General features: G+C 70.4%; 14 protein-coding genes. 13 read left to right on the top strand and 1 reads right to left on the bottom strand.

Annotation, left to right across the window (positions count from 1 at the left end):
• The first annotated feature begins 219 nt into the window (after positions 1-219).
• The 13 genes from hpnC to PBV52_RS42395 all read left to right on the top strand — a co-directional run bounded on the left by hpnC (position 220) and on the right by PBV52_RS42395 (position 13,989).
• Positions 220-1,149 (top strand): squalene synthase HpnC, encoded by a 930-nt coding sequence (gene hpnC, locus PBV52_RS42335; protein ID WP_373921973.1) that lies wholly within the window; start codon positions 220-222, stop codon positions 1,147-1,149.
• Positions 1,146-2,096, top strand: a complete 951-nt coding sequence (hpnD, locus tag PBV52_RS42340) for a presqualene diphosphate synthase HpnD (protein WP_274246371.1) — start codon at positions 1,146-1,148, stop codon at positions 2,094-2,096. Before hpnC ends, hpnD begins: the two co-directional genes overlap by 4 nt.
• Positions 2,096-2,239, top strand: coding sequence for a DUF6380 family protein (locus tag PBV52_RS42345; protein WP_274246372.1), 144 nt, complete (start codon positions 2,096-2,098; stop codon positions 2,237-2,239). The genes hpnD and PBV52_RS42345 overlap by 1 nt, the downstream gene beginning before the upstream one ends.
• Complete coding sequence (gene hpnE, locus PBV52_RS42350) at positions 2,236-3,663, top strand: hydroxysqualene dehydroxylase HpnE (protein WP_373921974.1); 1,428 nt, start codon at positions 2,236-2,238, stop codon at positions 3,661-3,663. The genes PBV52_RS42345 and hpnE overlap by 4 nt, the downstream gene beginning before the upstream one ends.
• Positions 3,663-4,799 carry a polyprenyl synthetase family protein gene (locus PBV52_RS42355; protein ID WP_274246374.1) on the top strand — a complete coding sequence of 379 codons (1,137 nt, stop codon included), beginning with the start codon at positions 3,663-3,665 and terminating at the stop codon, positions 4,797-4,799. Before hpnE ends, PBV52_RS42355 begins: the two co-directional genes overlap by 1 nt.
• A 143-nt stretch (positions 4,800-4,942) precedes the next feature.
• The gene (shc, locus tag PBV52_RS42360; RefSeq protein ID WP_274246376.1) at positions 4,943-6,976 is read left to right on the top strand and encodes a squalene--hopene cyclase; all 2,034 of its coding nucleotides are present in this window, start codon (positions 4,943-4,945) and stop codon (positions 6,974-6,976) included.
• Positions 6,976-7,617: a 1-hydroxy-2-methyl-2-butenyl 4-diphosphate reductase gene (locus PBV52_RS42365; RefSeq protein ID WP_274246378.1), complete on the top strand. Its 642-nt coding sequence runs from the start codon at positions 6,976-6,978 to the stop codon at positions 7,615-7,617. The genes shc and PBV52_RS42365 overlap by 1 nt, the downstream gene beginning before the upstream one ends.
• Before the next feature lie 5 nt (positions 7,618-7,622).
• Positions 7,623-8,645, top strand: coding sequence for an adenosyl-hopene transferase HpnH (gene hpnH / locus PBV52_RS42370; RefSeq protein ID WP_274246379.1), 1,023 nt, complete (start codon positions 7,623-7,625; stop codon positions 8,643-8,645).
• Positions 8,646-8,649: 4 nt separating this feature from the next.
• The gene (gene ispG / locus PBV52_RS42375; protein WP_274246380.1) at positions 8,650-9,825 is read left to right on the top strand and encodes a flavodoxin-dependent (E)-4-hydroxy-3-methylbut-2-enyl-diphosphate synthase; all 1,176 of its coding nucleotides are present in this window, start codon (positions 8,650-8,652) and stop codon (positions 9,823-9,825) included.
• Positions 9,826-9,856: 31 nt separating this feature from the next.
• Positions 9,857-11,773 (top strand): 1-deoxy-D-xylulose-5-phosphate synthase, encoded by a 1,917-nt coding sequence (gene dxs / locus PBV52_RS42380; RefSeq protein ID WP_274246382.1) that lies wholly within the window; start codon positions 9,857-9,859, stop codon positions 11,771-11,773.
• A complete protein-coding gene (locus PBV52_RS42385; RefSeq protein WP_274246383.1) occupies positions 11,770-13,155 on the top strand; it encodes an aspartate aminotransferase family protein in 1,386 nt (461 codons plus the stop codon). Before dxs ends, PBV52_RS42385 begins: the two co-directional genes overlap by 4 nt.
• A gap of 91 nt (positions 13,156-13,246) precedes the next feature.
• A complete protein-coding gene (locus tag PBV52_RS42390) occupies positions 13,247-13,876 on the top strand; it encodes a helix-turn-helix domain-containing protein (protein ID WP_274246386.1) in 630 nt (209 codons plus the stop codon).
• Positions 13,873-13,989, top strand: a complete 117-nt coding sequence (locus PBV52_RS42395; protein ID WP_274246387.1) for a DUF6126 family protein — start codon at positions 13,873-13,875, stop codon at positions 13,987-13,989. Before PBV52_RS42390 ends, PBV52_RS42395 begins: the two co-directional genes overlap by 4 nt.
• A gap of 29 nt (positions 13,990-14,018) precedes the next feature.
• Here PBV52_RS42395 and PBV52_RS42400 read toward each other — a convergent pair whose 3' ends face one another.
• A complete protein-coding gene (locus PBV52_RS42400) occupies positions 14,019-14,816 on the bottom strand; it encodes a tyrosine-protein phosphatase (RefSeq protein ID WP_274246388.1) in 798 nt (265 codons plus the stop codon).
• Positions 14,817-14,938 lie beyond the last annotated feature (122 nt).

Here is a 14,938-nt window from a genome sequence, read left to right on the forward strand (position 1 = left end):
TGATGTGCAGGACACCCGCACGGGCCGCGCCCCGTTGTACAACGTAAGCTGTACCGGTACCGAAACGCGGCAAGTGGGGCGATAAGGCGCGACACCCCTCTCTCCGGGCTGCGGCGCGGACGGCCGGGCGGCGTGTCCGAAATAGTGTGCATTGGGTCTGCGGTGTAGAACGGGAGATGTGACGGCAATGGCTACGGAAACTCCCCAGCTCCACGCAGCATGTGCCGTCCCCGCGCCGGGCAGTCCGCGGTGACGGGACCAAGCGCGCCCACAGGTGATCCGGAGCGCGGCACGCTCGACAAGGCCGCCGCGGAGAACTTCCCCGTGGCGCCGTTCTTCCTGCCCAGGGCCTGGCGCACCGACCTCATGGCCGTCTACGGCTTCGCCCGCCTCGTCGACGACATCGGCGACGGCGATCTCGCACCCGGCGGTGCCGACGCCCGTCTGCTCGGCGTGTCGCCCGAGGACGCCGAGGACCCTCTCGTCCTCCTCGACGCCTTCGAGGCCGACCTGCGCCGTGCCTTCGACGGCACCCCGCGCCACCCCTTGCTGCGCCGTCTGCAGCCCACCGTCCGCCGCCGCTCGCTGACCCCCGAGCCCTTCCTCGGCCTGATCGCCGCCAACCGCCAGGACCAGCTCGTGGGCCGGTACGAGACCTACGACGATCTCCTTGCCTACTGCGAACTGTCCGCCAACCCGGTCGGCCGTCTCGTGCTCGCCGTCACCGGCACCGAGACCCCCGAGCGGATCCGCCGCTCCGACGCGGTGTGCACGGCGCTCCAGATCGTCGAGCACCTTCAGGACGTCGCCGAGGACCTCGGTCGTGACCGGATCTATCTGCCGGCGGACGACATGAAGCGTTTCCACGTCGAGGAAACCGATCTCGCGGTAAAAACAGCAGGCGCATCGGTGCGCGCACTGGTTGCATACGAAGCGGAACGTGCCCAGAACCTCCTGAATGAAGGCACCCCCCTGGTGGGTAGCGTCCACGGCAGGCTCAAGCTGCTGCTCGCGGGTTTCGTGGCGGGGGGAAGGGCGGCAATCCGTGCGATCGCCGCCGCCGAATACGACGTACTTCCCGGCCCGCCCAAGGCCAGCAAGCTCCAGCTGCTGCGTGAGGTGGGCGTGACTCTGCGAGGAGAGGGGTGATCCGGACCGTGGAGTCTGCACCACACGCGTCCGCACCGGTACTCGCCGCCTACAGCTACTGCGAGGCCGTCACCGGACAGCAGGCCCGTAACTTCGCCTACGGCATCAGGCTGCTGCCCACGCCCAAGCGCCGCGCGATGTCGGCGCTGTACGCGTTCTCGCGCCGCGTCGACGACATCGGCGACGGCGCGCTGACCGCCGAGGTCAAGATCGGCAGGCTCGAGGACACCCGGGAGCTGCTGACCCGGATCCGCGACCGGGCGGTCGACGAGGACGACATCGACCCCGTGGCCGTCGCCCTCGCTCACGCCGCCGACACCTTCCCGATCCCGCTCGGCGGCCTGGACGAGCTCATCGACGGCGTCCTGATGGACGTGCGCGGCGAGACCTACGAGACCTGGGACGACCTGAAGGTCTACTGCCGCTGCGTGGCGGGCGCCATCGGGCGGCTCTCGCTCGGTGTGTTCGGTACGGAACCCGGGGCGCGCGGCGCCGAGCGCGCGCCCGAGTACGCGGACACGCTCGGGCTCGCGTTGCAGCTCACCAACATCCTGCGCGACGTCCGCGAGGACGCCGAAGGAGGGCGCACCTATCTGCCCTCCGACGACCTCGCCAAGTTCGGCTGCTCGGTCGGCTTCAGCGGGCCGAATCCACCGGAGGGCTCCGACTTCGCGGGCCTCGTGCACTTCGAAGTGCGTCGGGCCCGCGCCCTTTTCGCCGAGGGCTACCGGCTGCTCCCCATGCTGGACCGGCGCAGCGGTGCCTGTGTCGCCGCCATGGCGGGCATCTACCGCCGCCTCCTCGACCGCATCGAGCGCGACCCGGAGGCCGTGCTGCGCGGCCGGGTCTCCCTGCCGGGGCGGGAGAAGGCGTACGTCGCCGTGCGCGGCCTGAGCGGTCTGGACGCCCGGCATGTGACCCGTCGTAGCGTCAGGAGGCGTGCCTGATGGACATTCCGGTCCAAGGTGATGCCCCCGGCGAAAAGTGGCGGGCAACCCTCCGCTGCCGGGCGGCGTCCCTGACTGAGACGACCGGCCGTGCACCGTTCGAGCACCGGCACGTCGGTCGCACAGGGGAGGGTGCACGATGACCGACGGTATGGAGTCCGAAGGAGCGCTCGCGGACATCCCGGGACGCCCCGCGAGGGACGCCGTCGTGGTCGGCGGCGGGCTCGCCGGCATCACCGCCGCGCTCGCGCTCGCCGACGCCGGAGTGCGCGTCACCCTGATCGAGGGCAGGCCGAGGCTCGGTGGCCTGGCCTTCTCCTTCCAGCGCGGCGACCTGGTCGTCGACAACGGTCAGCACGTGTATCTGCGCTGCTGCACCGCCTACCGCTGGTTCCTCGACCGGATCGAGGGGACGGCGCTGGCGCCGCTGCAGGATCGTCTCGACGTGCCCGTCCTCGACGTAGCGCGGCCCGAGGGGCGGCGGCTCGGCCGACTGCGGCGCGACGAACTGCCCGTACCCCTGCACCTGGGCCGGAGCCTGACGACGTATCCGCATCTGTCGCTCGCCGAGCGGGCCAAGGTCGGCCGGGCCGCGCTCGCGCTCAAGGGTCTCGACCTCGCCGATCCGAGCCTGGACGCACAGGACTTCGGCAGCTGGCTGGCCGCGCACGGTCAGTCGGCGCGTGCCGTCGAGGCCCTGTGGGACCTGGTCGGGGTCGCCACTCTCAACGCGGTCGCGGGCGACGCCTCGCTGGGGCTCGCCGCGATGGTGTTCAAGACCGGTCTGCTCTCCGACCCGGGCGCGGCCGACATCGGATGGGCGCGCGTCCCGCTGGGCGAACTGCATGACCGGCTGGCCCGCAAGGCGCTCGACTCCGCGGGCGTCCGTACCGAGGTCCGTACACGCGTCACCTCCATCTCTACTGACGAAAACGGGCGTTGGAGCGTTCAGGTTCCCGGCGAGACGCTCCAGGCGGACTCGGTCGTGCTCGCCGTGGCCCAGCGCGAGGCGTACGACCTGCTGCCCCAGGGTGCGCTCGACGCCCCCGAACAGCTGCTGGAGATCGGCACCGCGCCGATCCTCAACGTCCATGTGGTGTACGACCGGAAGGTGCTCGGCAGGCCGTTCTTCGCGGCCCTCGGCACCCCTGTGCAGTGGGTGTTCGACCGGACTGACGCGTCCGGGCTGCGGGACGGGCAGTACCTCGCCCTGTCCCAGTCGGCCGCGCAGGACGAGATCGACGAACCTGTTGCCACACTGCGCGAGCGGTATCTGCCCGAGCTGGAGCGGCTGTTGCCCAGGACGCGCGGTGCGCAGGTGAAGGACTTCTTCGTGACCCGGGAGCGCACCGCGACGTTCGCTCCCACCCCCGGCGTCGGGCGGCTGCGGCCCGGCGCCCGTACCAAAGTCCCCGGCCTCTATCTGGCCGGTGCGTGGACCGCCACAGGGTGGCCCGCGACCATGGAGAGTGCGGTCCGCAGTGGCGTGAGTGCGGCCGGCGCCGCGCTGAGCGCCCTGGGCCGGCCCCGCCCCAGCCACCTCTTCGACGTCGAGGAGGCGGCGTGATGCTGAACCAGCGCACGGCGGCAGGCCCCCGCACCCCCGGTACCGCAACAAGAGGAGAGACTGTGCCCACTGTGCCCCCGGCCGAGAAGGCCGCTCGAGAGACCGCGGTGGACGTGACCGCGCTCCTGGAGCGCGGTAGGACCCTGGCCACGCCGGTACTGCGGGCGGCGATCGACCGCCTGGCCCCTCCCATGGACACCGTTTCCGCCTACCACTTCGGCTGGATCGACGCCGACGGCAACCCCACGGCCGGCGACGGCGGCAAGGCCGTACGCCCCGCCCTCGCGGTGCTCTCCGCCGAGGTCACCGGCGCCGCGCCCGAGGTCGGCATCCCCGGCGCCGTCGCCGTCGAACTCGTCCACAACTTCTCCCTCCTCCACGACGACCTCATGGACGGCGACGAACAGCGCCGCCACCGCGACACCGTCTGGAAGGTGCACGGCCCCGCTCAGGCGATCCTCGTCGGCGACGCCCTGTTCGCCCTCGCCAACGAGATCCTGCTGGAGCTCGGCACCGTCGAGGCCGGCCGCGCCACCCGCCGCCTCACCACCGCGAGCCGTGCCCTGATCGACGGTCAGGCCCAGGACATCTCCTACGAGCACCGCGACCGCGTCAGCGTCGAGGAGTGCCTGGAGATGGAGGGCAACAAGACCGGCGCCCTGCTCGCCTGCGCCAGCTCCATCGGCGCGGTGCTCGGCGGCGCGGACGACCGCACCGCCGACACCCTGGAGAAGTACGGCTACCACCTGGGCCTCGCCTTCCAGGCCGTCGACGACCTCCTCGGCATCTGGGGCGACCCGGTCTCCACCGGCAAGCAGACCTGGAGCGACCTGCGCCAGCGCAAGAAGTCCCTGCCGGTCGTGGCCGCGCTCGCGGCCGGCGGATCCGCCTCCGAGCGGCTCGGCGAGATCCTCACCGCCGACGCCAAGAGCAGCGACTTCGAGAACTTCTCCGAGGAGGAGTTCGCGGCCCGCGCCGCCCTCATCGAGGAGGCGGGCGGTCGCGAGTGGACCGCCGAAGAGGCGCGCCGTCAGCACGCCGTCGCCGTCGAGGCCCTCGACGCCGTCGACATGCCCGAGCAGGTGCGGGCGCAGTTCACGGCGCTCGCCGACTTCGTCGTCGTACGGAAGAGATGATCACCACCGGGCGAAAAGAGATGATCAGTATCGGTCGAATACCCCTCGCGTAGTCGCCGGCCGGTGTGGCGGGAACCAGCGCACCGGCCGACGGCGGACCCACAGCAGACGCACTACCTGGAGCACTGCACGAAGGGGAAGCCATGACAGCGACGACCGACGGAAGCACCGGGGCACTCCCGCCCCGGGCAGCCGCGGCCAGCGACACCGACACCGAAAACCCCGGGGCGGCCGGGGTGTACGAAGCCGCCGTACGCGCGACCCAGCGCGCCACCGACTTCCTGCTGGCGAAGCAGGACGCCCAGGGCTGGTGGAAGGGCGACCTCGAGACGAACGTCACCATGGACGCCGAGGACCTGCTGCTCCGTCAGTTCCTGGGCATCCGCGACGAGCCGACCACCCACGCCGCTGCCCTGTTCATCCGCGGCGAGCAGCACGAGGACGGCACCTGGGGCACCTTCTACGGCGCGCCGGGCGAACTCTCCGCCACCATCGAGGCGTACGTCGCCCTCCGCCTCGCCGGCGACGCGCCGGACGCACCGCACATGGCCAAGGCCTCCGCCTGGATCCGCGAGCAGGGCGGCATCGCCGCCGCCCGGGTCTTCACCCGGATCTGGCTGGCCCTGTTCGGCTGGTGGAAGTGGGAGGACCTGCCCGAACTCCCGCCGGAGCTCATCTACTTCCCCCAGTGGGTCCCGCTCAACATCTACGACTTCGGCTGCTGGGCCCGGCAGACCATCGTCCCGCTGACGATCGTCTCCGCGAAGCGCCCGGTACGGCCCGCGCCCTTCCCGCTCGACGAACTGCACACCGACCCGGCCCACCCCAACCCGCCCAAGCCCCTTGCTCCGGCGGCCAGTTGGGACGGCGCCTTCCAGCGGCTCGACAAGGCGCTGCACCAGCTGCGCAAGGTCGCCCCGCGCAGGCTGCGCAGAGCCGCCATGAACAGCGCCGCCCGCTGGATCATCGAGCGGCAGGAGAACGACGGCTGCTGGGGCGGCATCCAGCCCCCGGCGGTGTACTCGATCATCGCCCTGCACCTGCTCGGCTACGACCTCGAACACCCCGTCATGCGTGAGGGGTTGGCGTCGCTGGACCGTTTCGCCGTCTGGCGCGAGGACGGGGCCCGGATGATCGAGGCCTGCCAGTCGCCGGTCTGGGACACCTGCCTCGCGACCATCGCGCTCGTGGACGCCGGCGTGCCCGCCGACCACCCGCAGCTCGTCAAGGCCGCGGACTGGATGCTGGGCGAGGAGATCGTCCGGCCCGGCGACTGGGCCGTCAAGCGGCCCCAACTGCCGCCCGGTGGCTGGGCGTTCGAGTTCCACAACGACAACTACCCCGACATCGACGACACCGCCGAGGTGGTCCTCGCTCTGCGCCGGGTCAAGCACCACGACCCGGAGCGGGTGGAGAAGGCGATCGGGCGCGGGGTGCGCTGGAACCTCGGGATGCAGTCGAGGAACGGGGCGTGGGGCGCCTTCGACGTCGACAACACCAGCCCCTTCCCCAACCGGCTGCCGTTCTGCGACTTCGGCGAGGTCATCGACCCGCCGTCGGCGGACGTCACCGCGCACGTCGTCGAGATGCTCGCCGTCGAGGGCCTCGCCCACGACCCGCGCACCCGGCGCGGCATCCAGTGGCTGCTCGCCGAACAGGAGCCGGACGGCTCGTGGTTCGGGCGCTGGGGCGTCAACTACGTCTACGGCACCGGGTCGGTCGTACCCGCCCTGGTGGCGGCCGGGTTCCCGGGCTCGCACCCGGCGATCCGCCGAGCCGTGACCTGGCTGGAGTCCGTCCAGAACGACGACGGCGGCTGGGGCGAGGACCTGCGCTCCTACAGGTACGTCAAGGAGTGGAGCGGCAAGGGCGCCTCGACCGCCTCGCAGACCGCGTGGGCGCTGATGGCCCTGCTGGCCGCGGGGGAGAAGGACTCCAAGGCCGTCGAGCGCGGCATCGAGTGGCTCGCGGCCACTCAGCGCGAGGACGGCTCCTGGGACGAGCCGTACTTCACCGGCACCGGCTTCCCCTGGGACTTCTCCATCAACTACCACCTCTACCGCCAGGTGTTCCCGCTCACCGCGCTCGGCCGGTACGTGCATGGAGAGCCCTTCGCCGAGAAGCCCCACACGAACGGGGCGCCCGGGAAGTCGCTCACCGAGGCCAAGGGGGGCTGATGAGCCCACAGCCCGCCGCGGCTCCGCTGCTGATCGCCTGCGCGCTCGGCATCGAGCAGTTCGCCCTGCGCACGAGCGACCGCGGCGGCGCAGGCGGGCCGGTCACCGTCCTGCGGACCGGCATGGGGCCCCGGGCGGCCGAGCGCTCCGTCACCCGGGTCCTGGCCGACCCGTCCCTCAGCGGGGCCGCCGTGCTCGCCACGGGCTTCTGTGCGGGGCTCGCCCCCGGCATGCACCCCGGCGATCTGGTCGTCGCCGAGGAGACCCGGGATCCGGGGGGAACCGTTCCGTGCGTCGGGACCGACCTACTCGTCAAAGAGCTCGCGCGCGCCGTTCCCGGCCGCACCGTCCACACCGGACCGCTCACCGGCTCCGATCACGTCGTCCGTGGTCAGGAGCGGTCCGATCTGCTCACGACCGGCGCAATCGCGGTCGACATGGAGTCGGCGGTCACGCTCCTGAGCGCCGTCCGCGCGGGCGAGCGCCCGGTTGCGGCCGTACGGGTGGTCGTGGACGCTCCAGAACATGAACTCGTCCGGATCGGCACGTTGCGCGGTGGAATATCAGCTTTCCGTGTCCTTCGTTCCGTTCTCCCCGCTTTCTTCGAATGGCACCGTTCTTTGCTGCTCCCCAGGAGGTGAGCCAGATGGCCATGCCGCTGCGTCAGTCCATCAAGGTCGCTACATACTTGGCCGAACAAAAGCTCCGCAGGCGGGACAAGTTTCCGCTGATCGTCGAGCTGGAGCCGCTCTTCGCCTGCAACCTCAAGTGCGAGGGCTGCGGCAAGATCCAGCACCCGGCCGGAGTGCTCAAGCAGCGCATGCCGGTCGCGCAGGCGGTGGGAGCGGTACTCGAATCCGGAGCGCCGATGGTGTCCATCGCCGGCGGTGAGCCCCTGATGCACCCGCAGATCGACGAGATCGTGCGGCAGCTGGTGGCCAAGCGGAAGTACGTGTTCCTGTGCACCAACGCCATGCTGCTGCGCAAGAAGATGGACACGTTCACGCCCTCGCCGTACTTCGCCTTCGCGGTGCACATCGACGGCCTGCGCGAGCGGCACGACGAGTCCGTGGCGAAGGAGGGTGTGTTCGACGAGGCCGTGGAGGCGATCAAGGAGGCCAAGCGGCGCGGCTTCCGGGTCACCACCAACTCGACCTTCTTCAACACCGACACCCCGCAGACGATCATCGAGGTGCTCAACTACCTCAACGACGACCTGAAGGTCGACGAGATGATGATCTCGCCCGCCTACGCCTACGAGAAGGCCCCGGACCAGGAGCACTTCCTGGGCGTCGAGCAGACCCGCGAACTGTTCAAGAAGGCCTTCGCGGGCGGCAACCGGCGCAAGTGGCGGCTCAACCACTCCCCGCTCTTCCTGGACTTCCTGGAGGGCAAGGTCGACTTCCCGTGCACCGCGTGGGCGATCCCGAACTACTCGCTGTTCGGCTGGCAGCGCCCCTGCTACCTGATGAGCGACGGGTACGTCCCCACGTACCGCGAGCTCATCGAGGACACCGACTGGGACAAGTACGGCCGCGGCAAGGACCCGCGCTGCGCCAACTGCATGGCGCACTGCGGCTACGAGCCCACCGCCGTCCTCGCCACCATGGGATCGCTCAAGGAGTCGCTGCGCGCCATGCGCGAGACGGTCTCCGGGAACCGGGAGTGATCGCATGACCGCCATCTCCTTGGGCGTTCCCGAGGTACCCCTCCGGCCGATCGCCGAGCGGCGTGTGTCGCGGCAGATCCAGGTCGGCCCGGTGGCGGTCGGGGGCGGTGCCCCTGTGTCGGTGCAGTCGATGACGACGACCCGTACGTCCGACATCGGCGCCACCTTGCAGCAGATCGCCGAGCTGACGGCGTCGGGCTGCCAGATCGTGCGGGTGGCCTGTCCGACGCAGGACGACGCGGACGCGCTCGCGACGATCGCCCGCAAGTCCCAGATCCCGGTGATCGCGGACATCCACTTCCAGCCCAAGTACGTGTTCGCCGCGATCGAGGCCGGCTGTGCGGCCGTACGTGTCAATCCCGGCAACATCAAGCAGTTCGACGACAAGGTCAAGGAGATCGCGCGGGCCGCCAAGGACCACGGCACGCCGATCCGCATCGGCGTCAACGCAGGGTCGCTCGACCGGCGGCTGCTGCAGAAGTACGGCAAGGCGACGCCGGAGGCGCTGGTGGAGTCGGCGCTGTGGGAGGCCTCGCTCTTCGAGGAGCACGACTTCCGGGACATCAAGATCTCGGTGAAGCACAACGACCCGGTCGTGATGATCGAGGCCTACCAGCAGCTCGCGGCCCAGTGCGACTACCCGCTGCACCTCGGGGTGACCGAGGCCGGCCCCGCCTTCCAGGGCACGATCAAGTCGGCCGTCGCCTTCGGCGCGCTGCTGTCGCGGGGCATCGGCGACACCATCCGGGTGTCCCTGAGCGCCCCGCCCGCCGAGGAGGTCAAGGTCGGCATCCAGATCCTTCAGTCGCTGAACCTCAAGCAGCGGCGCCTGGAGATCGTCTCCTGCCCGTCGTGCGGACGTGCGCAGGTCGACGTCTACAAGCTGGCCGACGAGGTCACGGCGGGCCTGGAGGGCATGGAAGTGCCGTTGCGCGTCGCGGTCATGGGGTGTGTGGTCAACGGCCCTGGCGAGGCGCGTGAGGCGGATCTGGGGGTCGCCTCCGGCAACGGCAAGGGGCAGATCTTCGTGAAGGGCGAGGTCGTCAAGACCGTCCCCGAGTCGAGGATCGTGGAGACCCTGATCGAAGAGGCGATGAAGATCGCCGAGCAGATGGAGCAGGACGGGGCCGCATCGGGCGCCCCCACCGTCACGGGGAAACCAGAAGTGACTGTGAGCTGAACCAAGGCACGGACCGAGAGGGGGCCCGAGCGTGACGATTCTGGAGAGCATCCGGGGACCACGTGACCTGAAGGCGCTGTCCGAGGCGGAACTCGGTGAACTGTCCGACGAGATCAGGGAGTTCCTGGTGCACGCGGTCGCCAGGACCGGCGGACATCTCGGGCCCAACCTGGGGGTGGTGGAACTCTCCATCGCGCTCCACCGGGTCTTCGAGTCGCCGGTCGACCGCATCGTCTGGGACACCGGTCACCAGAGCTACGTACACAAGATTTTGACGGGGCGTCAGGACTTCTCCAAGCTGCGCGGCAAGGGCGGTCTGTCCGGGTACCCCTCGCGCGAGGAGTCCGAGCACGACATCGTCGAGAACAGCCACGCCTCCACCGCGCTCGGCTGGGCCGACGGGCTCGCCAAGGCCCGTCAGGTGCAGGGGGAGAAGGGGCACGTCGTCGCGGTGATCGGCGACGGGGCGCTCACCGGCGGCATGGCCTGGGAGGCGCTGAACAACATCGCGGCCGCCAAGGACCGGCCGCTGATCATCGTCGTCAACGACAATGAGCGGTCGTACGCGCCGACCATCGGGGGACTCGCCAACCACCTGGCCACCCTGCGCACGACCGACAGCTACGAGAAGGTCCTGGCCTGGGGCAAGGACGTACTGCTGCGGACCCCGCTCGTGGGCAACACGATCTACGAGTCCCTGCACGGCGCGAAGAAGGGCTTCAAGGACGCCTTCGCCCCGCAGGGCATGTTCGAGGACCTGGGGCTGAAGTACGTCGGCCCGATCGACGGACATGACATCGGGGCCGTCGAGTCGGCGCTGCGGCGGGCCAAGCGCTTCCACGGGCCCGTGCTCGTCCACTGCCTCACGGAGAAGGGGCGCGGCTATGAACCCGCCCTCGCCCACGAGGAGGACCACTTCCACACCGTCGGCGTGATGGACCCGCTGACTTGCGAGCCGCTCGCGCCGTCCAACGGGCCTTCCTGGACCTCGGTGTTCGGCGAGGAGATCGTGCGGATCGGGGAGGAGCGGGAGGACGTCGTGGCGATCACGGCGGCCATGCTGCACCCCGTCGGACTCGGCAAGTTCGCGGAGCGGTTCCCGGACCGGGTGTGGGACGTCGGGATCGCCGAGCAGCACGCGGCCGTGTCGGCGGCGGGGCTCGCGACAGGAGGACTGCACCCGGTCGTCGCCGTGTACGCGACGTTCTTGAACCGCGCCTTCGACCAGCTCCTGATGGACGTCGCGCTGCACCGCTGCGGGGTGACGTTCGTGCTGGACCGGGCCGGCGTCACCGGCGTGGACGGAGCCTCCCACAACGGCATGTGGGACATGTCGATCCTCCAGGTCGTGCCCGGCCTCAGGATCGCCGCGCCGCGCGACGCCGACCAGCTGCGGGCACAGCTGCGGGAGGCCGTGGCCGTCGATGACGCGCCGACGCTCGTGCGGTTCCCGAAGGAGTCGGTCGGGCCGTCGGTCCCGGCGGTCGACCGGGTGGGCGGCCTGGACGTGCTGCACCGGGACGCGGGCGAGCCGGATGTCCTGCTGGTCGCCGTCGGAGTGATGGCTCCGGTGTGCCTCCAGGCGGCCGAGCTGCTTCAGGCCCGCGGCATCAACTGCACCGTCGTCGATCCGCGTTGGGTCAAGCCGGTCGACCCCGCGCTCGCGCCCCTGGCCGCGCAGCACCGGTTGGTGGCCGTCGTCGAGGACAACAGCCGCTCGGCCGGGGTCGGCGCCGCCGTGGCGCTGGCGCTGGGCGACGCCGAAGTCGACGTGCCCGTACGGCGGTTCGGCATCCCGGAGCAGTTCCTGGCGCACGCCAAGCGGGGCGAGGTGCTCGCCGACATCGGGCTCACGCCCGTCGAGATCGCCGGACGGATCAGCGCGAGCCTGGCCCTCAAGGAGGCCGAGGACAGCCTGGCCGTGTCAGTCAAGGAGAACGCTGAATGACCACGGAGTTCGACCTCGGCAGACTCCTGTCCGAGCGCGGAGCCGAGCGCTACGAGCTGCACACCAGGTACCTCAACCACCAGCTCCCGCGCATGCTGCACACCATCGGCTTCGACAAGGTCTACGAGCGGGCCGAGGGCGCGTACTTCTGGGACGCGGACGGTGACGACTACCTGGACATGCTCGCCGGGTTCGGGGTGATGGGCCTGGGGCGCCACCACCCCGTCGTCCGCAAGGCGCTGCACGACGTCCTGGACGCCCGGCTCGCCGACCTCACCCGTTTCGACTGCCAGCCGCTGCCCGGACTGCTGGCCGAGAAGCTGCTCGCACACAGCCCGCACCTGGACCGGGTGTTCTTCGGCAACAGCGGGACGGAGGCGGTGGAGACCGCGCTGAAGTTCGCGCGGTTCGTCACCGGCAAGCCCCGGATCCTGTACTGCGACCACGCCTTTCACGGGCTGACCACCGGCTCCCTGTCCGTCAACGGCGAGTCCGGCTTCCGGGACGGCTTCGCCCCGCTGCTGCCGGACACGGCCGTACCGCTCGGCGATCTCGACGCCCTGGCAGGGGAGTTGAAGAAGGGCGATGTCGCCGCCCTGATCGTCGAGCCGATCCAGGGCAAGGGCGTGCACGAGGCGCCGCCCGGCTGGCTGCGGGCCGCCCAGGAGCTGCTGCACCGGCACAAGGCGCTGCTCATCGCCGACGAAGTGCAGACGGGCCTCGGCCGTACCGGTGACTTCTACGCCTACCAGCACGAGGACGGTGTTGAGCCGGACCTGGTGTGCGTGGCCAAGGCGCTCTCCGGCGGCTATGTGCCGGTGGGTGCCACCCTCGGCAAGGACTGGATCTTCAAGAAGGTCTACTCGTCCATGGACCGTGTGCTGGTCCACTCGGCGAGCTTCGGGTCCAACGCGCAGGCCATGGCGGCCGGGCTCGCCGTGCTGTCCGTCATGGAGAACGAGCAGATCGTCGCGGGCGCGCGCACGACCGGGGAACTGCTGAAGTCCCGGCTCGCGGCGCTGATCGACAAGTACGAGCTGCTCGCCGACGTCCGTGGCCGGGGCCTGATGATCGGCATCGAGTTCGGCAGGCCCCACTCGCTGAAGCTGCGCAGCCGTTGGACCATGCTGCAGGCCGCGCGCAAGGGTCTGTTCGCGCAGATGGTCGTCGTACCGCTGCTGCGGCGGCACCGGATCCTCACCCAGGTCTCCGGCGACCACCTGGAGGTGATCAAGCTGATTCCGCCGCTGATCATCGGCGAGCGGGAGGTGGACCGGTTCGTCGACGCCTTCACGGATGTGATGGACGACGCGCACAGTGGGGGCGGGCTGATGTGGGACTTCGGCAAGACGTTGGTCAAGCAGGCGGTGGCCAACCGGTAGTCCCCGTGGGCCGGGGTCGGCGGGCGGCGCGGCTTTTGTCTCTGAGGCAAGAAATTTGCCGGTGAGGCAAGCCTCCGGCTGAATGGGGAGCATGAGCTCTCCCGAGATCGAGCCGGAGGCCGATTCGACGGGGCTGGAGGCCCTCCCCGTCGTCGCGCCCCAGCTCCGTGCGCTGCGCCGCCGCGCCTCCCTGACCCTGGAGTCCGCGGCCCGCGCCGCCGGGCTGTCGCCCGCCCACCTCTCCCGCCTGGAGACCGGGCAGCGTCAGCCCTCGCTGCCGATGCTGCTCGCGCTCGCGCGTATCTACGGTACGACCGTCTCCGGGCTGCTCGGCGAGACGGTCGCCGACCGGGACGCCGTCGTCCGCGCCGCCGACATGGAGCCGACCGCGGCGGGCGGCTGGACGTACTGGCAGGCAGGGGCGCCCGGGCGCGGGATGCAGGCCCTGCGCGTCCACGTGCCGTACGGCGCGCAGGGCGACATCGTGCGTGTGCACCCGGGCGAGGAGTGGCTCTACGTGCTCGACGGGCGGCTGCGGCTGCGCCTCGGGGACACCACGCACCGGCTCGCGCCCGGCGACAGCGCGCACTTCGACTCGCTGACCCCGCACCGCATCGCCGCCCAGGACCAGGGCGGGGTCGAGCTTCTCTTCGTCCACACCCTGCTGCAGAGTCCCACGGCCACGCTGTGCCTGGGCCCCACCCCTGGAGAGACGCCGTGAGCGACCTGGAGGAGAAGTTCCCGCGTGCCCTGTGGGTGCGGCTCATCATCTACATCGCGGTGGGGCACGTCTTCGCGGCCTTCATCTACCTGCTGTTCGAGGTGGGCGCGTAGTAGGCACGGGCGCGTGACGGCGTCCGAGGTCAGTCGAGGAGCCGCTCGCGCAGGCGCTCCCGGATCTCCGGGGTGACCCCCAGGGCCTGCTCCAGGTAGGTGTCGACGCCGCCCCATGTCTCCTCGATCGTCTCGAAGGCAGCCGTCAGATACTCGGCGCGCGCGTCGAAGAGCGGGCTGAGCAGCTCCATGACCTCGGGGGAGTAGGCCGAGGCGGAGCTGCTGCTGCGGTGCACCTTGTAGCGGCGGTGCTTGGCGTTGGACTCCAGGTAGTCGGTGAGGATCGCCTCACGCTCGACGCCGAGGGCGAGCAGTGTCACGGCGATGGACAGGCCGGCGCGGTCCTTGCCGGCCGCGCAGTGCATGAGGGCGGGGACGCTGTCGTCCGCGAGCGTGTGCAGCACCTGGGAGTGCTCGGCGGTGCGCTCCTTGATGATCGTGCGGTAGGAGGTGATCATCCGGCCCGCGGCCTTGCCGTCCGAAAGGATCTCCCGGAGCTGGTCGAGGTTGCCGTCGCGGACCATCTTCCAGAACTCGGCGCCGTCCGCCGGATCGGACAGCGGCAGGTTCAGGTTGCGCACGCCCGCAAGCTCGACGTCCGGCCCTTCGAGCTTCTGGTCGGCCGCGTTGCGGAAGTCGAAGATCGTGTGCAGGCCCAGGGAGTCCAGGAACGCGGCGTCCTCCTCGGTAGCGTGCGCGAGGTGGCCGCTGCGGAACAGCACTCCGTGCCGCACCCGCCGTCCGTCCACGGTCGGCAGTCCGCCCACATCGCGGAAGTTGCGAACTCCGGCCAGTTCGGGCTCGGTCGACGGGATCTGCTGCGTCACGGGGGCTCCTCCCAGTCGGCCCCGACGGCGCGGCTCGGCGGTGCGGCCGACGGGGTGCCTTCCCGACGATACGACATGGGTTCCTGGGCCAATGAGTTGTCCACAGGCGTTGCCCCGGAGAG

This window comes from Streptomyces sp. T12 (assembly GCF_028736035.1).
GTDB lineage: Bacteria > Actinomycetota > Actinomycetes > Streptomycetales > Streptomycetaceae > Streptomyces.

Excerpts from the sequence above, each read along its gene's own strand:
- hpnC (WP_373921973.1), top strand. The coding sequence starts at position 220 with ATGTGCCGTCCCCGCGCCGGGCAGTCCGCGGTGACGGGACCAAGCGCG.
- PBV52_RS42390 (WP_274246386.1), top strand. The coding sequence starts at position 13,247 with ATGAGCTCTCCCGAGATCGAGCCGGAGGCCGATTCGACGGGGCTGGAG.
- shc (WP_274246376.1), top strand. The coding sequence starts at position 4,943 with ATGACAGCGACGACCGACGGAAGCACCGGGGCACTCCCGCCCCGGGCA.
- ispG (WP_274246380.1), top strand. The coding sequence starts at position 8,650 with ATGACCGCCATCTCCTTGGGCGTTCCCGAGGTACCCCTCCGGCCGATC.
- PBV52_RS42345 (WP_274246372.1), top strand. The coding sequence starts at position 2,096 with ATGGACATTCCGGTCCAAGGTGATGCCCCCGGCGAAAAGTGGCGGGCA.
- hpnE (WP_373921974.1), top strand. The coding sequence starts at position 2,236 with ATGACCGACGGTATGGAGTCCGAAGGAGCGCTCGCGGACATCCCGGGA.
- hpnH (WP_274246379.1), top strand. The coding sequence starts at position 7,623 with ATGGCCATGCCGCTGCGTCAGTCCATCAAGGTCGCTACATACTTGGCC.
- PBV52_RS42355 (WP_274246374.1), top strand. The coding sequence starts at position 3,663 with ATGCTGAACCAGCGCACGGCGGCAGGCCCCCGCACCCCCGGTACCGCA.
- PBV52_RS42365 (WP_274246378.1), top strand. The coding sequence starts at position 6,976 with ATGAGCCCACAGCCCGCCGCGGCTCCGCTGCTGATCGCCTGCGCGCTC.
- PBV52_RS42385 (WP_274246383.1), top strand. The coding sequence starts at position 11,770 with ATGACCACGGAGTTCGACCTCGGCAGACTCCTGTCCGAGCGCGGAGCC.